The sequence below is a fragment of the Pseudoalteromonas sp. 2CM36K genome, from assembly GCF_023161865.1.
Lineage (GTDB): Bacteria > Pseudomonadota > Gammaproteobacteria > Enterobacterales > Alteromonadaceae > Pseudoalteromonas > Pseudoalteromonas tetraodonis.
Genome location: NZ_JALNTK010000016.1, coordinates 1 through 21,507 on the forward strand (window position 1 = coordinate 1; position 21,507 = coordinate 21,507).

The 21,507-nt window shown below is 41.1% G+C and carries 21 protein-coding genes and 1 other RNA gene; 13 read left to right on the top strand and 9 right to left on the bottom strand.

Translation table 11 applies throughout. The features are described 5' to 3' along the window. Nucleotides 1-486: 486 nt before the first annotated feature. The 8 genes from rplM to MTN97_RS11015 all read left to right on the top strand — a co-directional run bounded on the left by rplM (nucleotide 487) and on the right by MTN97_RS11015 (nucleotide 6,379). Complete coding sequence (gene rplM, locus MTN97_RS10980) at nucleotides 487-915, top strand: 50S ribosomal protein L13 (RefSeq protein ID WP_002957960.1); 429 nt, start codon at nucleotides 487-489, stop codon at nucleotides 913-915. Nucleotides 916-923: 8 nt separating this feature from the next. Then, a complete protein-coding gene (gene rpsI / locus MTN97_RS10985; RefSeq protein WP_024600778.1) occupies nucleotides 924-1,316 on the top strand; it encodes a 30S ribosomal protein S9 in 393 nt (130 codons plus the stop codon). Nucleotides 1,317-1,476: 160 nt separating this feature from the next. Then, nucleotides 1,477-2,073 carry a four helix bundle protein gene (locus MTN97_RS18025; protein ID WP_312842961.1) on the top strand — a complete coding sequence of 199 codons (597 nt, stop codon included), beginning with the start codon at nucleotides 1,477-1,479 and terminating at the stop codon, nucleotides 2,071-2,073. Nucleotides 2,074-2,640: 567 nt separating this feature from the next. Continuing rightward, the gene (petA, locus tag MTN97_RS10995; RefSeq protein WP_248474401.1) at nucleotides 2,641-3,231 is read left to right on the top strand and encodes a ubiquinol-cytochrome c reductase iron-sulfur subunit; all 591 of its coding nucleotides are present in this window, start codon (nucleotides 2,641-2,643) and stop codon (nucleotides 3,229-3,231) included. After that, nucleotides 3,231-4,496 carry a cytochrome b gene (locus MTN97_RS11000; protein WP_036981294.1) on the top strand — a complete coding sequence of 422 codons (1,266 nt, stop codon included), beginning with the start codon at nucleotides 3,231-3,233 and terminating at the stop codon, nucleotides 4,494-4,496. The genes petA and MTN97_RS11000 overlap by 1 nt, the downstream gene beginning before the upstream one ends. Continuing rightward, nucleotides 4,493-5,236 carry a cytochrome c1 gene (locus MTN97_RS11005; RefSeq protein ID WP_036981296.1) on the top strand — a complete coding sequence of 248 codons (744 nt, stop codon included), beginning with the start codon at nucleotides 4,493-4,495 and terminating at the stop codon, nucleotides 5,234-5,236. Before MTN97_RS11000 ends, MTN97_RS11005 begins: the two co-directional genes overlap by 4 nt. Before the next feature lie 79 nt (nucleotides 5,237-5,315). Beyond that, nucleotides 5,316-5,942 carry a stringent starvation protein SspA gene (sspA, locus tag MTN97_RS11010; RefSeq protein ID WP_008110861.1) on the top strand — a complete coding sequence of 209 codons (627 nt, stop codon included), beginning with the start codon at nucleotides 5,316-5,318 and terminating at the stop codon, nucleotides 5,940-5,942. Continuing rightward, on the top strand, nucleotides 5,942-6,379 hold the full coding sequence (locus MTN97_RS11015) for a ClpXP protease specificity-enhancing factor (RefSeq protein WP_036981298.1): 438 nt from the start codon (nucleotides 5,942-5,944) through the stop codon (nucleotides 6,377-6,379). Before sspA ends, MTN97_RS11015 begins: the two co-directional genes overlap by 1 nt. Before the next feature lie 1,147 nt (nucleotides 6,380-7,526). Here the strand turns inward: MTN97_RS11015 and dolP are convergent. The 4 genes from dolP to MTN97_RS11035 form a co-directional block, all read right to left on the bottom strand. Next, nucleotides 7,527-8,093, bottom strand: a complete 567-nt coding sequence (gene dolP, locus MTN97_RS11020; protein WP_008468380.1) for a division/outer membrane stress-associated lipid-binding lipoprotein — start codon at nucleotides 8,091-8,093, stop codon at nucleotides 7,527-7,529. After that, complete coding sequence (locus tag MTN97_RS11025; protein ID WP_036981300.1) at nucleotides 8,086-8,679, bottom strand: SIS domain-containing protein; 594 nt, start codon at nucleotides 8,677-8,679, stop codon at nucleotides 8,086-8,088. Before MTN97_RS11025 ends, dolP begins: the two co-directional genes overlap by 8 nt. A gap of 151 nt (nucleotides 8,680-8,830) precedes the next feature. Further along, complete coding sequence (locus MTN97_RS11030) at nucleotides 8,831-9,202, bottom strand: YraN family protein (RefSeq protein ID WP_036981301.1); 372 nt, start codon at nucleotides 9,200-9,202, stop codon at nucleotides 8,831-8,833. Nucleotides 9,203-9,211: 9 nt separating this feature from the next. After that, entirely contained in the window at nucleotides 9,212-11,092 is a 1,881-nt protein-coding gene (locus tag MTN97_RS11035) for a penicillin-binding protein activator (protein WP_248474402.1), read from the bottom strand. 60 nt (nucleotides 11,093-11,152) lie between these two features. Here MTN97_RS11035 and rsmI point away from each other — a divergent pair, with 60 nt between their 5' ends. After that, a complete protein-coding gene (gene rsmI / locus MTN97_RS11040) occupies nucleotides 11,153-12,010 on the top strand; it encodes a 16S rRNA (cytidine(1402)-2'-O)-methyltransferase (protein WP_248474403.1) in 858 nt (285 codons plus the stop codon). 42 nt (nucleotides 12,011-12,052) lie between these two features. Further along, nucleotides 12,053-12,418: RNase P RNA component class A (gene rnpB / locus MTN97_RS11045), an RNA gene on the top strand. 681 nt (nucleotides 12,419-13,099) lie between these two features. Here the strand turns inward: rnpB and MTN97_RS11050 are convergent. Then, a complete protein-coding gene (locus MTN97_RS11050; RefSeq protein ID WP_248474404.1) occupies nucleotides 13,100-14,203 on the bottom strand; it encodes a mechanosensitive ion channel family protein in 1,104 nt (367 codons plus the stop codon). Nucleotides 14,204-14,327: 124 nt separating this feature from the next. On the opposite strand from MTN97_RS11050, the gene MTN97_RS11055 reads away from it, so the two are divergent. Beyond that, entirely contained in the window at nucleotides 14,328-15,275 is a 948-nt protein-coding gene (locus MTN97_RS11055) for a YihY/virulence factor BrkB family protein (protein WP_016899509.1), read from the top strand. Nucleotides 15,276-15,298: 23 nt separating this feature from the next. On the opposite strand, the gene MTN97_RS11060 is transcribed toward MTN97_RS11055, so the two are convergent. Continuing rightward, nucleotides 15,299-18,325, bottom strand: a complete 3,027-nt coding sequence (locus MTN97_RS11060; RefSeq protein ID WP_248474405.1) for an EAL domain-containing protein — start codon at nucleotides 18,323-18,325, stop codon at nucleotides 15,299-15,301. A gap of 252 nt (nucleotides 18,326-18,577) precedes the next feature. Here MTN97_RS11060 and MTN97_RS11065 point away from each other — a divergent pair, with 252 nt between their 5' ends. Further along, entirely contained in the window at nucleotides 18,578-19,423 is an 846-nt protein-coding gene (locus MTN97_RS11065; RefSeq protein ID WP_248474406.1) for a pirin family protein, read from the top strand. Between the two features lie 22 nt (nucleotides 19,424-19,445). Here the strand turns inward: MTN97_RS11065 and MTN97_RS11070 are convergent, their stop codons facing one another. Genes MTN97_RS11070 through MTN97_RS11080 form a run of 3 tightly spaced genes read right to left on the bottom strand, consistent with a single transcriptional unit; the run spans nucleotide 19,446 to nucleotide 20,465 of the window. After that, nucleotides 19,446-19,688 (bottom strand): hypothetical protein, encoded by a 243-nt coding sequence (locus MTN97_RS11070; RefSeq protein ID WP_008110702.1) that lies wholly within the window; start codon nucleotides 19,686-19,688, stop codon nucleotides 19,446-19,448. A 13-nt stretch (nucleotides 19,689-19,701) separates the two neighbouring features. Further along, nucleotides 19,702-20,142 (bottom strand): hypothetical protein, encoded by a 441-nt coding sequence (locus MTN97_RS11075; protein ID WP_016899505.1) that lies wholly within the window; start codon nucleotides 20,140-20,142, stop codon nucleotides 19,702-19,704. Nucleotides 20,143-20,147: 5 nt separating this feature from the next. Continuing rightward, nucleotides 20,148-20,465 (bottom strand): hypothetical protein, encoded by a 318-nt coding sequence (locus MTN97_RS11080; RefSeq protein WP_008110700.1) that lies wholly within the window; start codon nucleotides 20,463-20,465, stop codon nucleotides 20,148-20,150. 574 nt (nucleotides 20,466-21,039) lie between these two features. Here MTN97_RS11080 and mraZ point away from each other — a divergent pair. Beyond that, nucleotides 21,040-21,498, top strand: coding sequence for a division/cell wall cluster transcriptional repressor MraZ (gene mraZ / locus MTN97_RS11085; RefSeq protein WP_008110699.1), 459 nt, complete (start codon nucleotides 21,040-21,042; stop codon nucleotides 21,496-21,498). Nucleotides 21,499-21,507: the final 9 nt, after the last annotated feature.

A 21,507-nucleotide genomic window follows, 5' to 3' on the forward strand; every position in this document is an offset into this window, starting at 1 on the left:
TACAGAATGTTTATTGATTACTTTAGGGAGTCCATATAAGGTTAAAGGTTAAAGGTTAAAGGTTAAAGGTTAAAGGTTAAAGTTCACGGGCAATGGGCAACGGGCAAAGGGCAAAGGGCCTAACACCTTGAGCCAAATACTGACGCGGGGTGAACCCGCTGCTACAGGTATAAAAAAACCTTGCGATGTTAACCGCAAGGTTTTTAAATACCCCGAACCCCGAACCCCGAACCCCGAACCCCGAACCCCGAACCCCGAACCCTCGATCCCAAACTTTTCTTGAGGAAAAAACAACCGGCCGGTAGCAATGTGATTTAAGTGCTGGTATACTCCCGCGTCTGCCACGTTGCGTTCTATGTCCTCATATAGTTTAGCCACTTGTGAGCGGCGCAAAAGTCTAAAACTCGAAGGGGTTGTAGCAAACTTAGAGCGGTAGTTAAACATAACTACCTGTGGTTTTAATTGAAAAACATTGGATTTTTATAAATGAAAACGTTTGTTGCTAAACCAGAAACAGTAAAACGTGACTGGTACGTAGTTGACGCTGAAGGTAAAACTTTAGGTCGCATCGCTACTGAAATCGCTCATCGCCTACGCGGTAAGCATAAAGCTGAGTACACACCGCACGTAGATACTGGTGATTACATCATCGTTATTAACGCTGAGAAAGTTACTGTTACTGGTAACAAATTCAAAGACAAAGTGTACTATGCTCACTCTGGTTTCCCAGGTGGTCTTAAGTCTACTACTTTTGATAAACTTCAAGCTGCAAAGCCTGAAATGATCATCGAAAAAGCTGTTAAAGGCATGTTGCCACGTGGTCCTTTAGGCCGCGCTATGTACCGTAAACTTAAAGTTTACGCGGGTACTGAGCACAATCATGCTGCACAACAGCCTCAGGTTCTAGACATTTAAGGAGCACTATCATGGCAAATCAATACTACGGTACAGGTCGTCGTAAAAGTTCAAGTGCTCGCGTATTCTTACGCCCAGGCACTGGTAACATCGTAATCAACAAGCGCTCTTTAGAAGAGTACTTTGGTCGCGAAACAGCACGCATGGTTGTTCGTCAAGCTCTTGAGCTTGTAGACATGACTGAAAAGTTTGACTTACACATCACCGTTGCCGGTGGTGGTACTACTGGTCAAGCTGGTGCTATCCGTCACGGTATCACTCGTGCACTTATGGAGTTTGACGAGTCACTACGTCCACAACTTCGTAAAGCAGGTTTCGTTACTCGTGATGCACGTAAAGTTGAACGTAAGAAAGTGGGTCTTAAGAAAGCGCGTAAGCGTCCACAGTTCTCAAAACGTTAATTTTTACGTTATCAAGAATTCAAAAACCCAGCTTATGCTGGGTTTTTTGTTTTGTAGCTATAAGATTCAAGGTTCAAGATTCAAGGTTCAAGGTTCAAGGAGCAAGGTTCAAGATTCAAGATTCAAGGTTCGAGGTTCAAGGTTCGAGGTTCGAGGTTCAATGTTCAAGGTTCAAGGAGCAAGGTTCAAGGTTCAAGATTCAAGATTCAAGGTTCAAGATTCAAGGTTCAAGGTTCTAGATTCAAGGTTCAAGATTCAAGGTTCAAGATTCAAGGTTCAAGGTTCAAGGTTCAAGGTTCAAGGTTCAAGGTTCAAGATTCAAGGTTCGAGCTATAAATTTGATCTAAGCTTTGTGTCTTTCTTATTTTACAGTTATAAGTTAAGCATGTTTCAGCTGACTGGTTATGTTATGAGGTTTGAAGATTTAAGAGTATGGCAACGTTCAGCCGATTTAGCTTGCGAGATTTATTTACATTTTAAGCAGAGCAAAGAGTTTGGTTTAAAAGATCAAATAACACGATCTGCACTTTCAATTTCTTCAAATATAGCAGAGGGTTATGAACGAATAACTCCTAAAGATTATATTCGGTTTTTATCATATTCTAAGGGGAGTTGTGGAGAATTACGCTCTCAAATTTACATTGCATTAAAAATAGGTGAAGTTGATACGACAAAGGCCACTGAATGGGTTGAAGAGACTCGTGAACTTTCCCGTATGATTTCAGCATTGATGAAATCAATCGATGCTTGGGAATAAGAGGTTCAAAATTTAATATTCATTCAAAAATATATGAGTATGATCTGACCTTTAACCTTTAACCTTTAACCTTTCACCTTTCACCTTCAATTTCTCCCCTTACGACTAATGTCGATATTAGCTTGATCAGAATCGGCAAAGTATGCGTATTTATTGAGCGAAAGCTTGAAAATGACCGACTAACGCAAAAAAAGTTAAATAATTATCGCAATTAGTTTAAATCCATCAGTTAATTGGTGAATTTTTTTGCTACAATTGGCGGGCAAATAAAGTGAATGAGTTTAATGTCGCCAAATTCAGTGGTTACTGTACTTAGTTGGTGAGATTGTACTTGTTTACAAATTGTTTTTACGGAAGCGATACTATAGTCATTTGGTTTCATACTCGAGCTAACTTAATCAACTATTTGAGCAAGTCAGGATTATTCGAGCAGGAGGCTGTGAATAACCTTGTTTTAAACAAGGGTTTTAATTATGATCGTTTCTCTTTTAAAATTCGAAAAATTAACCTGCTGTAACTGATGTTCTCAATATAGCAAGTGTTGAGAATCATAGTGGAGATAAGTGGATGAGCAATGCGCCTGTAGACAATGGCCGACGTCGCTTTTTAACCATAGCTACCTCTGTTGTTGGTGGTGTTGGTGCGGCTGGGGCTGCTGTTCCTTTTATTGCGTCTTGGAATCCAAGTGAGCGAGCTAAATCTGCGGGTGCGCCTGTAGAAGTAGATATCAGCAAACTTGAGCCAGGACAATTAATACGTGTCGAGTGGCGTGGTAAACCTGTATGGGTTGTATCACGGACCCCAAAAATGCTTGAGCAGATGAAAGAACATGAAGGTCAACTTCGTGATCCGAAATCGCAAGAGCCACAACAATTAGAATCATCAACCAATGATTTCCGTTCATTACGCCCAGAGATTTTTGTCGCTGTAGGTATTTGTACGCATTTAGGTTGTTCACCTAGCTTTTTACAAGGTGGCTTTGGTGAGAAAGTGGAAGGGACTGATGACGGTTTTTACTGTCCATGTCACGGTTCTAAGTTTGATATGGCTGGCCGTGTATTCCAATCGGTACCTGCACCATTAAATTTAGAAATTCCACCATATACTTTTCTTGATGAGACCACTATTTTAGTGGGCGAAGAACAAGGGGTGGCCTAATGTTTGGTAAAATTGTTGAGTGGATAGACGACCGTATCCCAATGACACGTGTTTGGAACATGCACATTGCACAGTATCCAGCACCAAAAAACTTTAACTTCTGGTACTTCTTCGGCTCTCTAGCTATGTTAGTACTAGTAAATCAAATACTTACAGGTATTTGGTTAACGATGAACTATGTACCATCTGCTGAAGGTGCATTTGCATCAGTAGAATACATCATGCGTGATGTAGAGTACGGTTGGTTACTACGTTATTTGCATTCAACGGGTGCATCTGCGTTTTTCATCGTTGTTTACATGCATATGTTCCGTGGCATGATCTACGGTTCTTACCAAAAACCACGTGAGTTATTGTGGTTGTTCGGTATGTTCATTTTCTTAGCCCTAATGGCTGAAGCATTCATGGGTTACTTATTACCATGGGGCCAAATGTCGTTCTGGGGTGCACAGGTAATCATTTCATTATTCGGGGCTATCCCGGTTATTGGTGATGACTTAACACTGTGGATCCGTGGTGACTATGTAATTTCAGGTGCAACGCTTAACCGCTTCTTTGCATTACATGTAATTGCATTGCCGTTGGTTATTGTTATCTTAGTATTTTTACACATTGTTGCACTACACGAAGTGGGTTCTAATAACCCAGACGGTATTGATAACAAACGTAAAAAAGGAACTGTGGCTGAAGAAGATAAGCCTAAATTTAAGTTCCATGAATACTACACTAATAAAAAAGACATTATTGATGCGATTCCGTTCCACCCTTATTACACAGTAAAAGATATTGTGGGCGTGGTTGGTTTCTTAATCTTGTTCTGTTGGGTTGTGTTCTTTATGCCTGCTATGGGTGGTTTCTTCTTAGAAGCGCCAAACTTTGAAGCAGCTAACCCACTTAAAACACCAGAGCATATTTTCCCTGTTTGGTACTTTACGCCATTCTATGCAATCTTACGTGCAATCCCTGACAAACTAATGGGTGTTGCTGCAATGGGTGCATCAATTGTTGTGTTAGCATTATTACCTTGGATTGACCGTGGTTCGGTTCGTTCAGTTCGTTACCGTTGTGGTTTCCACAAATGGAACATTGCAGGTTTTGTTGTTACTTTCGTTCTTTTAGGTTGGGTTGGTGCTACACCACAAACTGATTTTAAAACGCTTGTTTCGCAAATCTGTACTGTGACTTACTTTATGTTCTTCGTACTGTTATTCGTTTACAGTAAGAATGAAAAAACTAAGCCATTGCCTGAGAGGTTAACGAAATGATGAAAAAGCTACTAATAGGTTTATTTGCTTTATCAGTAAACGTGTTACCTGCAATGGCTGCAGGCCCGTCAGTTCCTCTAATGGAAGCGGGTAACGATATATCTGATCAACCTTCTTTGCAACGTGGCGCAAAGTTGTTCATGAACTACTGTCTTGGTTGTCACCAAATGCAGTATCAACGTTATGAACGTACTTTCCGCGATATTGGTATTCCAACAGAGATTGGTCAAGAGCAACTTATTTTTGATGGTTCAAAAGTAGGTAGTCATATCAATAATGCTATGGCTAAAGAAGATGCTGCAAAATGGTTTGGTGCGGCTCCGCCGGATCTAACAAATGTTGCGCGTGTGCGTGGCAGTGATTGGATTTACACCTATTTAAAATCGTTTTACAAAGATGAATCTCGTCCGTTTGGCGTAAATAATACATTATTCCCATCGGTGGGTATGCCACATGTTCTTCAAGAGTTGCAAGGTGTTCCTACTGCAATTACTGAAGAAGTAACAGTAGATGGTGTAACAACCACTCATATTACTGGTACAAAAACAGATGGTACGGGCGAATTAAGTGTAGATGAATATGACCAAGCAGTTCGTGATTTAACGAATTTCCTAGAGTATGTAGGTGAACCTACACGTCTCGAGTCGGAAGCGCTAGGTATTAAGGTACTTGGATTCTTAGTGATTCTATTTATCTTGGCATTTATGCTTAAGAAAGAATACTGGAGAGATGTTCATTAAGTTTGAACATATTTAAAGGTAATTTTGCAATAGGGGCTTAAGCCCCTATTGCTGTTTTAGTTATTTAATGGAGGTAGGCATGGCCGTAGCTGCCAATAAGCGCCCTGTAATGACCCTTTTTTCTGGTGCTAACTGTATGTATAGCCACCAAGTACGCATTGTACTTGCTGAAAAAGGTGTAAGTGTAGATATTCATATGGCTGAAAAGGATAACCTGCCAGAAGCACTTCACGAAATTAACCCTTACGGCACAGTGCCAACACTGATTGACCGTGAGCTTGGTTTATATCAGGCAAACATCATCATGGAATACCTCGATGAACGTTTTCCTCATCCTCCACTAATGCCTGTATATCCGGTCATGCGTGGTCGTAGTCGATTAATGATGCACCGTATTGATACTGATTGGTACAGCCTAGCTGAAAAAATCATTAACAACACTTCTGATGCCGCGCAAGCTCGTAAAGAGCTTACCGAAGCATTACTTGCAATAGCACCCATCTTTAGTGAAGCGCCTTACTTTATGAGTGAAGAGTTTAGCTTAGTTGATTGTTACTTAGCTCCACTGTTATGGCGTTTACCAGAGTTTGGTATTGAGCTTAATGGTGCAGGCTCTAAAGAACTTAAAGAGTATATGATCCGTTTATTTGAACGTGAATCATTCCAAGCTTCTTTAACTGAAGCAGAGCGTGAGATCCGTTTATAATGACTTCTAATCGTCCTTATTTACTACGCGCTTTTCTTGATTGGATTGTTGATAACGAATGCACGCCACACTTAGTGGTTAATGCTGACTTTCCTGCAGTGCAAGTGCCAACACAGTTTGTTCAAGATGGCCAAATTGTATTGAACATAAGCCCTTCGGCGGTTACGCAGTTTTCGTTAGATAATACTCAGCTTAGCTTTAACGCGCGCTTTGGCGGTCAGCCAATGCAAGTGTACGTGCCTTTAGGGGCTGTACTTGCAATATATGCACGTGAAAATGGCGAAGGCACAGTCTTTACTGCAGATGAGTTTTTAGAGGACGAAGACGATTTTGCTCCAGAGCTTGAAAGTGTCGATTCATCACCTGAACAAGTTGATGAAACGCCAGCTCCCAAGCCTGAAAAGAAAAAAGGCTCACATTTACGCGTTATAAAATAGCCCGTAAATGTTAGAAAAAAACCGCTTAAGAAGCGGTTTTTTTATGTCTGTATGAAAATATTAGGCTAAAGGCTAAAGGCTAAAGGCTAAAGGCTAAAGGTTAAAGGTGAAAGTTCACGGGCGACGAGTTGCGAGAAGCGGGGTAAGGTTGATTGGTGTAGCAGCGGGTTTATCCCGCGTCTGGTTAAAGACAAAGGTTCTAGGTGCTAGGTATTAGGTTTTAGGTAGAGATTAAGCCAAGCACGGTGTTTGGGTTCACGGCAGCGGGCGACGGGCTGCGAGAAGCGGGTTAAGGTTGACTGGTGTAGCAGCGGGTTTACCCCGCGTCTGGTTAAAGACAAAGGTGCTAGGTTTTAGGTAGAGATTAAGCCAAGCACGGTGTTTGGGTTCACGGCAGCGGGTGACGGGCTGCGAGAAGCGGGTTAAGATTGACTGGTGTAGCAGCGGGTTTATCCCGCGTCTGGTTAAAGATAAAGGTTCTAGGTGCTAGGTATTAGGTTTTAGGTAGAGATTAGGCCAAGCACGGTGTTTGGGTTCACGGCAGCGGGCGACGGGCTGCGAGAAGCGGGTTAAGATTGACTGGTGTAGCAGCGGGTTTACCCCGCGCCTGGTTAAAGACAAAGGTTCTAGGTAGAGATTAAGCCAAGCACGGTGTTTGGGTTCACGGCAGCGGGCGACGAGTTGCGAGAAGCGGGGTAAGGTTGATTGATGTAGCAGCGGGTTTACCCCGCGTCTGGTTAAAGACAAAGGTTCTAGGTTCTAGGTGCTAGGTATTAGGTAGAGATTAAGCCAAGCACTGTGTTTGGGTTCACGGCAGCGGGCGACGGGCTGCGAGAAGCGGGGTAAGATTGACTGGTGTAGCAGCGGGTTTACCCCGCGTCTGGTTAAAGACAAAGGTGCTAGGTGCTAGGTATTAGGTTTTAGGTAGAGATTAAGCCAAGCACGGTGTTTGGGTTCACGGCAGCAGGTGACGGGTAACGGGCAACGGGCAAAGGGCCTAACACCTTGAGCCAAATACTGACGCGGGGTGAACCCGCTGCTACAGGTATAAAAAAACCTTGCGATGTTAACCGCAAGGTTTTTAAATACCTCGAACCTCGAACCTCGAACCTCGAACCTCGAACCTCGAACCTCGAACCTGAGACTTTTACAAATACTCAAACACTTTAACTACCCGCTCTACGCCAGAGATGTTGCGAGCTATATTAACAGCTTGGTTTGCTTCAGCGTCAGATACTAGCCCCATTAAGTATACTTCGGCATTTTCAGTCACTACTTTTATATTATTACTGCTGATGTTTTCAGCCGCTAAAAGCTGCGCTTTTACTTTTGAGGTTAACCATGAGTCGTGTGTTTGCGTGGTAATACCAATATTAGAGCCAATGCGTAGTTGGTTGTGAATTTTTCGAATACCAGATAGGTTCTCAATGGTTTTAAACGCTTGGTTTTTCATTTCTTGGTTAGGAACTTGCCCTACCATTAAAACCACGCCATTTACGCTTATAACGCTGATATGAGCAAACTTATTAAGGCGTTCATCTTCGCTAATAGCAATGCTGGCTTTTATTTCAATGTTGTTGTCGTCTATTTGCGAGCCAATGGTTCGTCTATCGTTTGCTGCAGTAACAGCACTGGCTGTACCGGCCACTACAGCAGCTGCACAACCTTGTAATAACACAACGGTGCCTAAAATAATCAGGGAGCGTTTAAACATAATTTTCGTCCTGCGGGAAAAGGGTTAAATCTACCAATTCACTTAAACAGTGAAGGTTCACTAAATGCGATTCAATAATGCGACTCGGGCGCTTAGACGGCGTACGAATTTCTACATCGTTATGGCCAAGCAGGCCAACGAGTTCACCGCCATCATCACCTACCATTACTATGACCTTCATATCTTTGGTTAGTGCCGCTTCTACAGCAGAAATTATGTGTTTTTCATTACCATTAATGGCAAGTACCAATAATAAGTCACCTTGCTGAGCAAAGGCACGTACTTGGCGCGCAAAGGTATCGTGGTCATCTATTTGATGGCCTTGACCTAGGTTAATATTTTCTTGCGAGAGAGCGATTGCAGGTAAGCAAGGGCGTTCTGTTTCGTAAAAATTTACCAGTACGCCTGCCATGTGTTGCGCCAACATGTGGCAATTTGCAGTACCGCAGCATATCAATTTATTACCATTGATCAGGCTTTGTGCAATGGTGAATGCCGCTGACTCCAATGCGCTAGGAAGTACTTCACCTGCTGCAATTTGAACTTGAATACTTTCTTTAAAAATTTCTTTTATTGTATCTTGCATGGATTACCAACAATTAATATCTAATTCTGTGTGAGCTCACACCCGCTTTATTAAGGATGATTATTTTTAGAAGCAGCTTGTTAATTTTTAACTACGCATTTTGCAATTTAGCTGTTGTAATAATTGCTCACTCATTTGTATGTGCTCGGTATTAAAATACGTTTTTTAGCCAGTTTATGTGTAGTGATGGCTCGCCTGTTATAGCAACATAATCAATACGTAATGGCTGATTTTTTAAATTTTTAGCCGCGAGGTAATGATAAATAGTTCGTCTTAATTTTGCTTGCTTTTGCGGGCTTAAAGCATAATTAGCGCCGCCTTTTATATTATTTTTACGAAACTTAACCTCAACAAACACTAAGGTGTGACCGTCTTTCATAATGACATCAAGTTCGCCATAGGGGCAGTAATAATTACGCTCAATGGCTTTTAAGCCTTGTGCTTCTAAATACTTTTGCGCTTGGCGCTCATAATACTGGCCTTTTTCACGACTATTTTGCCACAGCTGTTTAAACCACGACATGTCGACCCCTTAGTTAATTATGGTTATGCCATCGTTAGCTGATTGCATAAATAGCGGTACAGGGCGTTGTGTTTTTAACTCCACCGGTTTTATTCGGCGGTTGCTGTACTGAGCCCATTGCAGTGAACGTTCAATATCACCGGCACTATTAATCGACAATTTACCACTCAACCCTGAAAAGTATTTATCGGGTGTAACACTCAATTGTCTAATATCGTTAAGCATGGTGACGGAATCATAAGCCATCGCAAATAAACGTTGGCTTATATCGGCTTGTTCAGGCCATAAATCATTGTATTGCTGACGCAGATTATGTTGCTTAATTTGTGAGTCTAACATCCAAGGCAGTTCAGTAAAGTAGAGTCCGTCTAAATCACCTTTGTCAGTGGTATCTATTTGCTTACTGTGGCTTTTAGAGCTGGCGTAAATAGGAATTCTATCGGCAAAGGTACTCACATTAACATCAAGGTAAGGCTTAATTAATCGGGTTTCAATGGCGTCGCCGAGTATGTAAATGGCATCAATATCGCCACGTGAGCGTGTTTCGCTTTCAACTTCTTTATTAAAAAGTGCTTTAACCGATTTAATACGCTCTTTTGATTTATCAACTTCTAACAAGCTAGTAATGGTATTGGGCATATCTTTGTTATCGTTATAAAAACCAACTTGCGTGGTTGTTTCACTATAGCGTTGCCACTGCAGATTAAAGTAGTCAACTAAGCGCTGGCCATTGGTATTATTTGGCGCTAACAACATCGGCTTTTGATAACCCTGTGCTAAAAAGTGCTCTAGCGTTTGCTGTACTTCATGTTCAGGATTAAGCGCAAAAAAGTAATGTTGCAGCGAGGTTCTTTCGCCATCAAAGGTATTTAAATGTAAGGTGGGTATATCGAGTAATGTATTGGTATTAGCGAGCTTATCTATATTGACTTTTAATAGTGGGCCAATAACAAAGTCAGGCTGTAACTGAGAAATTTGTGTGCTCAACGCTTCTGTTTCAGTGTTTTCATCTATAAACAGTGTTTCGTTGATCTCTTTTTTATCAAGCGCTGCCAATATACCGGCTTTTAAGGCGTCCCCAAGGCGCTTATTAGCACCTGACTGAGGCAGTAAAACAACCAAACGCTCAATATTAATTGGCGCTAATTCATTAGCATACGTTTCTTGTTTTGGCAGTACATTGTTACCAGGATGCCCAAGGTAACGGCGGCGCCAATTATTAATGGCTTGGTCTAAATCAACCGAGCTGTTGGCGTAAACTTGATGATACAAAGCTAAGTTTACCCAACCTTGTTGAATAACAGAACCACGGTTAAATCGTTCTAATGCGTAAGATGAGAGTTGCTTTAAATTTTTCCAAAGTGCATCACTAAGCTGAGGAATTGAAATAGTGTTTTTAGTTGCAGATTCTGACGCCGCAAAAAAATAGGGTGCAGCACGTTTTGGCAAGTTTTGAGAAGCAAAAATGCTGGCAGTTAAAAATTGGTGCCAGGCAAAATGTTCGGGTTGCTTGAGTTTTCCCTCAAGTGAGTTTAATACTTCAAGTGCTTGCTGATTTTTATTCTGCTCTTTTTGTGCAAAGGCAATATATAAACGGTTTTGAATTTGATCAACACTGGCAGTAAGTGCAAGTTCGCTACATATTGTTTCGAGTAGCGGCCAGTTTTCTTCAGTAATGGCGCTATCACGGGCACTATAAAGCAGTTGAATTTTATCTGCACCAAAACGGTTTTGCGCTAATTGATAAATCGATTGCGCGTTCAGTGATTCATTTTTCAGCGTATTGGCACTGCTATTTAAGTTATCGCTGGTTTTAGTTGGTTTTTCGGTTGTGCTACACGCCGATAACCCTGACAATATAATTAATAGACTAACTAGTTTAAGTCGCACAATGATTTCCCATACGTTAACGCGATTTGCTTATATTACTGACTGACGCAGGAGACCTCAATGTTAAATGAGGAGAATTCACAGAAAATTGGCACTCTTTACGTTGTTGCCACCCCAATCGGCAATTATGACGACTTAAGTCAGCGTGCAATCGCGACATTATCGCAGGTTGACTTAATCGCTGCTGAAGACACTCGCCATACTGGCAAGCTACTCAGCCACTTTGGTATTAAGGCTAAAACCTTTGCGTTACATGACCATAATGAAAAGCAAAAAGCGCAGCAAATTATCGATCAACTTAATCAAGGGTTAAATATTGCATTAGTATCCGATGCCGGCACGCCGCTTATAAGCGACCCTGGTTATGCGGTTGTTAATTTATGCCGTGAGCAGGGCGCACTTGTAACACCTGTACCAGGTGCATGCGCTGCAATTACTGCGGTATGTTGTTCAGGGCTGCCAACCGACCGTTTTCAGTTTATTGGCTTTACGCCCGCTAAAAGTAAAGCACGCCAAGACTTTTTTATAGATGCAGTTAACTCAAGCATCACCAGCATTATGTATGAAAGTACCCACCGTATTATGGCAAGCCTTGACGATTTAGAAGCAGCGCTAGGTAGTGAGCAGCAAGTGGTATTTGCCAAAGAGCTCACTAAAACATTTGAAACCTTTTTTAATGGCACCGTAGCTGAGTTAAAGCTGTTTTTAACTGACGATCCTACTAAACAGCGCGGTGAAATAGTGCTCATGCTGCCGGGTAAACCTAAGGTAGTTGACGATATTCCGCCTGAAGCCCGTAAAATGTTAGCGCTACTTGAAAACGAAATGCCAATGAAAAAAGCCTGTGGCGTGGTGGCCGATTACTTTGGTATGAAGAAAAACGCGCTTTACAAAACAATTATTGAAGAAAAACAGTAAATGTTTACTGCGTAGTGTGGTGCTCTCATGTATACTGCGCGCCGAGTTAGCCAAGATAATCGCTGCCTGCAACGAAAATGCGCAGGGGGAGGAAAGTCCGGGCTCCACAGGGCAGAGTGCCAGTTAACGGCTGGGGGGCGTGAGCCCACGACAAGTGCAGCAGAGAGAAGACCGCCAATCTTCGGATTGGTAAGGGTGAAAGGGTGCGGTAAGGGCGCACCGGGCCGCTAGTAATAGTCGGTTGCAAGGTAAACTCCACTCGGAGCAAGACCAAATAGGGTTCCTTATGGCGTGGCCCACGTTGGAACCGGGTAGGTTGCTTGAGCCATAGAGCGATTTATGGCCTAGACGAATGATTATCACTTTCTTCGGAAAGGACAGAACCCGGCTTACCGGCTGACTCACTCATTCAATAAAAAAGCTCGCAGTTAACGCTGCGGGCTTTTTTGTGTTTGGAATATGCCGTCAGCCGTCAGTCGTCAGCGAGCGGCGGGTGATGGGTTGCGAGAGACGAGGAACGGGTAAAGGTTGATTGATGTAGCAGCGGGTTTATCCCGCGTCTGGTTAAAGACAAAGGTTCTAGGTATTAGGTATTAGGTAGAGATTAAGCCAAGCACGGTGTTTGGATTAGACGTAGGTGGGGCTTTATGCCGCGCAAATGTAGCAGCGACTTTATGTCGCGTCTGTTAGTGATTCTATTTACTACAGAGGGTGCAGAGCACACAGAGGAAATGATTAAAGACATGTTTTATTTGCTTTTCTTCTCTGTGTAGCGCGAAGCGTCTCGGTGTACTCTGTGGTTCAAAATGGTTTTTAAAGCGGGGCTTTATGCCTCGCAGGTTTGGTTTAAGTTCATTGGTGACGGGTGACGGGTGACGGGTGACGGGTGACGGGTGACGGGCTTAATACCTAAAACCTAATACCTAAAACCTAAAACCTAATACCTAATAACGACGCGGGGTGAACCCGCTGCTACAGGTATAAAAAAACCTTGCGATATTAACCGCAAGGTTTTTAAATACCTCGAACCTCGAACCTCGAACCTCGAACCTCGAACCTCGAACCTCGAACCTCGAACCTCGAACCTCTCTATATAATATTTTTACCTTGCTCTGGGTCGCGTGATTCATCGGCTTGCTCGCGAATATCATCCGTATCACTACTTACATCATCAATACTGTGTTCATGCTCTGTGGTTTTATGTTTTTGAATATGTGATTGCTCGTTAATTTCTTCTGTTGTCTCTGTTTTAGCTTCGCTTGCTATGGGATAAATATCTTCACCTTGGCTATTGAGCAATATACGCTCTCTGGCATTGTCTGGCATGCTTATATTATGTTGCGTAAAACTATTGATTAACTCTCGCATAAGCTGTGAGGCTACTTTTACCGTGCTGTATTGTTCGCCGTTGACCCAAAAGTAAACGGTAAAGTTAATAGTGGCGGAGCCTAAGTTATCAATCAATACTTGGGGAGGTGGATCGCTAAGCACAGAGATTTGCTGCGATATTATACTAATTGCCAGACTTTGTGCGTCGCGAATATCATTATCGTAGCCAATACCGATTGAAAAATGACCGCGCATTTTTGGATTAGCGGTTAAGTTTTTAATGGTATTTTTATACACAGTCGCATTGGGTATTTGAATATGATTGCCATCGTAGTCAACTAAAGTGGTTGCCCGTGCAGTTACTTTTTTAACAATACCAATTCTGCCATCAACTTCTATTACATCATCTATTTTAAATGGACGCTGTACACTCAAAAGTAAACTGGCAATAAAGTTCTCAGCAATATCCCGAAAGGCAAAGCCTAAAATAAGCCCAATTAATCCGGTGCCACTCATAATTGCGACCGCGAATTCGGTGAGTCCTGCCAAGCGTAAAAATAGATAAAACCCGAGTAAAATAATTAAGGTGCTAATACCTCGCCTAGCAACTAGATGTACTAATTTACTCTTGGTCATGTAAGTAACAGGCTTTATTAACAAGCGTGATAATGGTGTGGCAATTAAATAACTAATCACCAAAATAACAATCCCTAATAATAAAGTGGGCAGTAATTGCATGAATGTGTGTAGTAATTGCACGCTTTGATCTTTTAAAAAGCTCCATGAAATAGAGTTTGGTTTAACGGTGTCGATTGCTGGAATTGATGTGTTATTAGCGAGTGTTGCAATTAAAACATTGAGCATAGAGGTCATCCGTGTTAGGTCGAAGTAATTAGGGTCTGTGTTAAACAATAGCAGCAAGTCTAATACCAAGCAGTATTTTTTTTGGCAAACATTTTGCTACTTAATTAGGAAAAGGGAGTTAACTATGAGTGACTTTAAGCGTGGCCAAAGAGCCAAGCAGCCTAACCATATCCCTCTGCGTGGCTGGTGGGATATTATAAGGCGAATAGTAAAACAAATGAGCCGTGATAATTTATCTTTAGTGGCAGCAGGCGTGGCATTTTATGCGTTACTGGCTATTTTTCCCGCCATTGCGGCATTGGTGTCTGTGTATGCTTATTTTGCATCACCGAATGATATTAGTGTGTATTTAAGTCAGTTTATGGCGTTATTACCACAAAGCACTCAAGAAATTATTTTATCTCAAGTTTCAAGTCTTGCGCAAAAGTCACAAACTAGTTTAAGCCTTAGTGCGCTGGCTACTTTACTGCTCACTATTTGGAGTAGCTCTAAGGGCAGCCAAGCGTTGATCACAGCATGTAATATTAGTTATCACGAATACGAAAAGCGTTCATTTTTTAAGGCGCAACTTGTACGTTTATTATTTTCAGTAGGTGCAATTGTGGTGGCTGTAATAGCACTGGTAATTATAGGTATATTACCGCTAGCGCTTAACCTGTTAGGAATAAAAGAGAGTATTGATTTTTTAATCATGCTTATCTCATGGCCATTACTGGCACTAACCTTTAACTTTGCATTATTAATTTTATACCGTTATGCGCCTCACAGAAAAGCAGCTAAATGGCGCTGGGTTACCGTGGGCTCATTCACCGCCACTGTATTATGGATTGTGGCATCTTTTGGCTTTTCATTTTATGTATCTCATTTTGCTAGTTACAACGAAACATATGGCTCTTTAGGTGGGGTGGTTATTATGCTTATGTGGCTATTTATTAGCGCTTATATCATTATTTTAGGAGCCACAATCAATGCAGCGTTAGAGCAGCAAACTGCTCAAGACAGCACCATTGGACCAGATAAAAAAAGAGGGCAGCGAGGTGCGTATGTAGCAGACCACCTCGACACAAAATAACCAGTATTAGGGCTAAATGACTTTTATTTTAAACTAATTGCTTGATTTGTTGTTATCAGCTGCATAAACGAGGCTTTGTGCAGCGGCTTTGAAAACAAATAGCCTTGACCATAATCACAACCGGCCTCAAGTAATAAATCCATTTGTAATTTTGTTTCTATGCCTTCGGCAATCACTTTTAAACCAAGCTGATGAGCCATCATGATAATTGCTTCACACAAAGCCAGCTCTTGACTGCCTTTTTGAATATTATCAACAAAGCGTTTATCTATTTTTAGGTAGTCGGTATCCATTTCTTGCAAGTAAGCAAGCGATGAGTAACCGGTGCCAAAGTCATCAAGGGCCAATTGCATCCCTGATTTAACCAAGGCTTTTAGGCGGCTTTGGGTCAGCTCTTCAGGATTAACCATTAAGCCTTCAGTAATTTCGGCCACAATCGCTGAGGCTGGTATATTTGCCTTTGCTAGCATATCGTACCATTCGTCTATGCCGCTATCGACGGTTGCCAATTGCACTGGTGAAACGTTAATGCTTATTTGAAATTCATCTTGAATGTGTTTTTTAATATCATTAAGTGTTTGTAGTGCCTCAGCAAATACAAATTGACCCAGCGCATTTATTTGTCTGGTTTCTTCAGCAAGAGGAATAAAGTCAGCTGGGCTGATCAGGCCTTTTTCTGGGTGTTGCCAACGAATAAGCCCCTCAGCTTTGTGAATGTGTAAATCATCAAGCGATACGATAGGCTGGTAATACAATTCAAACTGTTCTAGCTCTATAGCTGAGCGAAGCTCTTTGAGTAGTTGCATTCTTGCGTTTGCATCTTTACGCATATCATGTGAGAAAAATTCAAAGCCATTGCGACCGCTATTTTTTGCTTTATACATAGCTTGGTCAGCGGCTTTAAGTAATTGCTCTGGATTTTGGCCATCATCTGGCGCGCAGGCAATACCAATACTGGCACTGATATACACTTTTTCATCTTCAATAAAAATAGTGGAGGCAAGGCTAAGCAAAAGTGATTTTGCCATTTGCTCGATGCTTTCGCTGCCATGTAAATCACTAAACACAACAACAAACTCGTCTCCGCCAATTCGTGCTACAAAGTCAGCCTCTTTGGCCGTTTTTACAATTCGCTCAGATACTAACTTAAGTAATCTATCGCCGAAATGGTGGCCCAATGTGTCGTTAATATCTTTAAAATGATCAATATCTAATAGCATAATGACCAGTTTTTGATCTTCACTGAACAGGTTTTCGAATCGTTGGTTTAATCGCTCTTTTAGCTCTAATCGATTAGGCAAGTCGGTTAAATGATCAAAATGCGCTTGTCGCCAAATTAATTCATCTGCTTGTTTTTTCTCGGTTAGGTCGGTAAAAATAGCAATACGGCTAATCGGGGCTTTATTTTTATCGTAAATAGTATCGATGGTTAACCATTCAACATACAGCTCGCCATTTTTACGACGATTGGTTATTTCACCTTGCCAACGCCCTGTTTTATTGAGCGATTGCCACATGTAATTATAAAACTGCTTATCGTGTTTACCCGATGATAAAATACCCACCGTTTTATTGAGTACTTCTTTTCGAGAATACAAAGTTGTTTCACAAAACGCAGGGTTCACATCATAAATAACCCCATTTTCATCCGTGATTGCCATGCCTTCACTGCTGTTGTTGTAAACTAATGACGCTAAATGCAACGATTCTTGATTTTGCTTTCGTTGCGTGATGTTACTAATAACGATAATAAACTCATCGGCTTTTTTCATTGGGCTAATTTTAGCTTCATAAAACTGATTGTCTTGTTTTTGTTCAAGCTCAACAGTGACAGGGGCGTTCAGGGGTATTAAGTACCCTTGCACTTGTTTTAAATTAGCATCAGAGAATAAACACGATAATTTTTTAGGGGGTGTTGAATGGCTATAATTTAACGATTTAATATGTCCACCGGTATCAAGAATATTGCCATTGGCATCTACGCGTAAAAAAGCATCGGGTAATGCATTAAGTAAGCTATTGAGCTCGTCATGCTTATGTTTAAGGCATGCTTCAGCCGTTAAGCGAGTTTCGGCCATGTATTTAAAACGATGGTAAAGTTTATTTAGCTCAGGACTATTGGGCTTCTCATCGTCATGAGGCATATTACCGGCCGCTAAGTGGTTAACCGCCTGCGTTAAACTTTTAACCGGATTTAAAATACTTTTATTGATTAGTCGTTTGACCAATACAGCTAAAAGAAGAATAGTAATTAAAAACCCTAAAACCATTTTTACAAAGTTAATATCTATCCGCTCAAGTGTTTTATCTATTGGTTGAGTAATATAAATAGAGAGCTTATTGTCATTGCCATCTCGATAGAGAGACGTTTGATGAAAAACTCTACGGATACCATCTTTTCCTTTAAAAATGACACCTGCTTGTAAATTATGTTCTAAATCAAACTCTTCCAATTTATAACCTAATCTATTGGCTGAAAAAGGGGAGTTGGCTAAAATAAGATTATTAGAGTCAGTGATGGCGACTCGAACTTCTGTCGGTAAATTCAAGCTATTAAGTGCCGAGCTCCACCAGTCTAAAGCAATTACAGTTACTATCACGCCTTCAATATCATTGTTTTCATTAAGAATAGGGGAAGCAAAGTTAATGCTCTGGGCTTCAAGGCTGCGATCGTGCTGGAAATGGCCAATACTAAACTCTTTACTGGCGAGTGCGTTTTTAAAGTAGGGACGATCACTAACGTTGATATCAGGGGTGTCATTATTTGAGGAACAAATTAAATCGCCGTCTTTGTTTACTAAACCAATATTCGCGATATTGCCATTGAGTGCCTTAACATCTAAAAAATACGAAGGGCAGCGAGAAGATAAAGACTTAATGTCTTTCTGCTTTTTTGCTAAAAACTCAGTAATATGCTCTACATCATTAATCATGCTTTGCTGCTTGATAATTAGGTGCTCAGTGATAGAGCGCACTTTTTTCTCGTGCTCTTTAATAGCCGCGTCACGACTAAACCACAAGGTTACTAAAATGACAGCAGCTACAGGCATGCAAATTAGCATAAGTAGTCGATAAAGCTGATGTTTTAATGATGCAGTAAAAATAATCGTATCCAAATAAATATAGGGTAAAACTCCGACCAATAATTCTACTATAAATAACCTTTAATGTACTAAAATTATATCGCAAATATTAAATTTACTTTTATTGTATATAACTGAAATTTATTAATTAATTTTCGGGTCTAGTTGTAATTATAAATTAATATTTTATACTTTTACTTAACCTATTTTAGGCAAAAAATGAAAATAACCAAAGTACTAACTGCTTATGCTACCCAAGATGGGGATGGTGTTAATATTCGTCGTATTCCAGGATTTGATGGTAAATATTTAGATCCATTTTTAATGATAGATGAGCTTAAATCTGATGATGAGAGTGACTATATTGGTGGTTTTCCTCCTCATCCTCATAGGGGTATTGAAACCTTTACCTATATTTTAAAAGGCGGGTTTGAACATCAAGACCAAATGGGTAACAAAAAGGCGATTAGTGCAGGTGACGTACAATGGATGAGTACCGGTAGCGGTGTTATGCACAGTGAAATGCCCCTTGCCGATGCTGAACAAGGCTTACATGGCTTTCAAATTTGGCTCAATATGCCAAGTGCTCAAAAAATGCGTGAGCCTCAATACCAAGATACCACAGAGCATCCAGCACCGAGTTTTACTAATCAACAAGGTGTTTCACTTAAAGCCTTAGCAGGGACATGGCAATTTGAATCACACCAATTGGCTGCAAGCTTACAAAATTTAGCTGCTAATGGCGCTATAGCCGATGTAGCTTTGCCTGCGGGTGAAGGGCTTAATTTACCGGCTTTAAAACAGCAAAAAGTGATGATTTATATTCATACAGGCTCATTAATATCTCAGACCGGTGACGTGTTTAATGCGGGTAAGTTGCTTATATTAGAACCATTGAGTGACATTGCATTACAGGCAAAGAAAGCGGCGGGGGTTCTTATTTTAGCAGGCGATCCACTTAACCAGCCAATTGCGCACATGGGACCTTTTGTAATGACCACCGAGGCTGAAATTCGCCAGGCTGTTAGCGATTATCAAAATGGTTTTTTTGGCTCATTGTCGTGATGAATCGATGCGCGAATGACTTTTAAGCAAGTAGCTTTAATAACCAAGTGTATTTTTTTATCGTGTTAGCATCACCTTTAGCAGACTCAACTACAGCGCCAGCTGCAAACGCACTGGCAAGCCCCACTTTTGTTGCTGCAAAGCGTTTTGCTCTGTATTTTATAGCTGCAAGATGCTGACGTTTTAGCTCTGATCGCATAACAACTTCTTTATCTAGCTGTTGCACGCGAGCGTTCGGTGAGTTGATCAAATAATTGATTAACATAATAGTGTGTGCCTTATAATTTAAGCAGCTGCCTTAGACTATTTAGCGTTTTAGTAAAGCCAATTTTTTTGCTCAGATAAACGGCATTTCGCCACAGCCAAACTAAGCATAAAATTTGTAGGCTGATCACTACTGCAATGCTCAGCCAGATAGAGCTAAACAGATCAAAGGTGGCAAAGCCTACAATACCTAAAAACCCCACCCACAGTAACACCAAGCCACTGGCAAAACATCCTAGTAGAATGGTGATCAGTGCTAAGGATCTTAACGACAGCTTCCACTCAGCTGTAGCCAGCTGATGCGTTAACTTTCCTTGTTGGTAATAATCATCCTTGAGCTGCGCTGCATAATCAGCAAGCTTAGCAACATGATCTTGCCAGTCATCCGCGTGTTTTGCCGATGATGGCGAATCTGTCCCTTGTGATTCACTTGGTGTTGAGTGTTGGTTTTGCATTAGTATTACTTACGACGAAACAGTGCTGTAACTAACATACCAGCAGCAAACGCCAGACCTGCCGTTGCTAATGGGTTTTCTGATGCGAGTTGACGTGTTTTAGACGAACACTCTGCTAGTTTCTCACGAGCGGCTAACTGCTTTTCATTAAGCGTTTCAGCTGAGCTGCTTGCGCCTTTACGAACGCCACTTTCTGCCGCCGCCGCTTTACTTGATAATGCATCAACTGCGTCATGCGCTGCTGATGTCGCTTTATCTGTTAGCGGTGCTTCAATCTCTTGTTTTGCATCAATAGGAGTTTTGCTCTTCGTTGCCGTAGCCATAATCAATCCTTAATAGTTTTTTAAAAGTAATTATTTAGATGCAATGATTAAACCAGCCTTTAACCTGTTGTTTTATATGAATTGTATTTTTTTTACGAATTTTGAGTGGGTTTATAGCTGTAACTATTGCGACAACAGTTTGTAATTTTTACAAACTAGAACGTGATGATCATTCGAGATTGATTTTTTCTTTGTCCACTCGGTTACAAACCTCGCGACACGATTAAACCGCATCTAGTTTGACCAAACTCTAATTCACAAAGGTCAGCAGGGCTCAAATAAATTGTAATTATTCACTGTTTATTCATTACGCAAATAATGCCAACAAGCTAATAAAAAGCACGATAAAAAATTTTTTACTGGCTGATCAGATTTTTTATTAAACAATTCAACCGCTTTAATCGGAGCCTTATTTTTTCAGGCTTCGCGGGGTGCTAAAGCTGGGTGACTTACTTGACAAAAAGGCTTGTCAAGCCCTAAACTGGAGCACTGTGGTAAAAAGTGGTGTTTAGTGGATCAAACTGGATCGGGTTAATCAAAAAGTTGATTAAAATAAATTTACAATAGGCTTTTTATGTTTCGTGGCGCAAGTTCACTGAGTTTGGATGATAAAGGACGTTTTGCGGTACCGACTAAGTACCGAGATACGCTATTGTCTGAAGATCAGGGAACGGTAATTTGCACCGTTGCACTCAATGAGCCTTGCCTTTGGTTATACCCTCTTGCTGAATGGTTAGAAATAGAAAGCCGTTTAGCAAAAATATCTAATATGAATCCTAGAGCACGACGGATGCAACGTATGTTGTTAGGTAATGCGACAGAGTATCAGCTTGATAAAAACGGTCGAATTTTGTTGGCGCCTTCATTGCGCTCACATGCAGAACTTGGCAAAAAAATTATGCTGGTGGGTTTAATGAATAAATTTGAAATTTGGGATGAGGCGCGTTGGCACGAGCAAATGCGCCAAGACACTGAGCTTGAAAGGCTCGGTGATTTTGAACCGAATGACGATTTAGATAACTTCACCCTCTAGCAGCAAAAT

Excerpts from the sequence above, each read along its gene's own strand:
- MTN97_RS11005 (WP_036981296.1), top strand. The coding sequence starts at position 4,493 with ATGATGAAAAAGCTACTAATAGGTTTATTTGCTTTATCAGTAAACGTG.
- sspA (WP_008110861.1), top strand. The coding sequence starts at position 5,316 with ATGGCCGTAGCTGCCAATAAGCGCCCTGTAATGACCCTTTTTTCTGGT.
- MTN97_RS11030 (WP_036981301.1), bottom strand. The coding sequence starts at position 9,202 with ATGTCGTGGTTTAAACAGCTGTGGCAAAATAGTCGTGAAAAAGGCCAG.
- MTN97_RS11000 (WP_036981294.1), top strand. The coding sequence starts at position 3,231 with ATGTTTGGTAAAATTGTTGAGTGGATAGACGACCGTATCCCAATGACA.
- rplM (WP_002957960.1), top strand. The coding sequence starts at position 487 with ATGAAAACGTTTGTTGCTAAACCAGAAACAGTAAAACGTGACTGGTAC.
- MTN97_RS11075 (WP_016899505.1), bottom strand. The coding sequence starts at position 20,142 with ATGCAAAACCAACACTCAACACCAAGTGAATCACAAGGGACAGATTCG.
- MTN97_RS11070 (WP_008110702.1), bottom strand. The coding sequence starts at position 19,688 with ATGTTAATCAATTATTTGATCAACTCACCGAACGCTCGCGTGCAACAG.
- rsmI (WP_248474403.1), top strand. The coding sequence starts at position 11,153 with ATGTTAAATGAGGAGAATTCACAGAAAATTGGCACTCTTTACGTTGTT.
- dolP (WP_008468380.1), bottom strand. The coding sequence starts at position 8,093 with ATGTTTAAACGCTCCCTGATTATTTTAGGCACCGTTGTGTTATTACAA.
- MTN97_RS11015 (WP_036981298.1), top strand. The coding sequence starts at position 5,942 with ATGACTTCTAATCGTCCTTATTTACTACGCGCTTTTCTTGATTGGATT.
- MTN97_RS11065 (WP_248474406.1), top strand. The coding sequence starts at position 18,578 with ATGAAAATAACCAAAGTACTAACTGCTTATGCTACCCAAGATGGGGAT.
- MTN97_RS11060 (WP_248474405.1), bottom strand. The coding sequence starts at position 18,325 with ATGCCTGTAGCTGCTGTCATTTTAGTAACCTTGTGGTTTAGTCGTGAC.
- petA (WP_248474401.1), top strand. The coding sequence starts at position 2,641 with ATGAGCAATGCGCCTGTAGACAATGGCCGACGTCGCTTTTTAACCATA.
- MTN97_RS11025 (WP_036981300.1), bottom strand. The coding sequence starts at position 8,679 with ATGCAAGATACAATAAAAGAAATTTTTAAAGAAAGTATTCAAGTTCAA.
- MTN97_RS11050 (WP_248474404.1), bottom strand. The coding sequence starts at position 14,203 with ATGCTCAATGTTTTAATTGCAACACTCGCTAATAACACATCAATTCCA.
- MTN97_RS11080 (WP_008110700.1), bottom strand. The coding sequence starts at position 20,465 with ATGGCTACGGCAACGAAGAGCAAAACTCCTATTGATGCAAAACAAGAG.
- MTN97_RS18025 (WP_312842961.1), top strand. The coding sequence starts at position 1,477 with ATGTTCAAGGTTCAAGGAGCAAGGTTCAAGGTTCAAGATTCAAGATTC.
- mraZ (WP_008110699.1), top strand. The coding sequence starts at position 21,040 with ATGTTTCGTGGCGCAAGTTCACTGAGTTTGGATGATAAAGGACGTTTT.
- MTN97_RS11055 (WP_016899509.1), top strand. The coding sequence starts at position 14,328 with ATGAGTGACTTTAAGCGTGGCCAAAGAGCCAAGCAGCCTAACCATATC.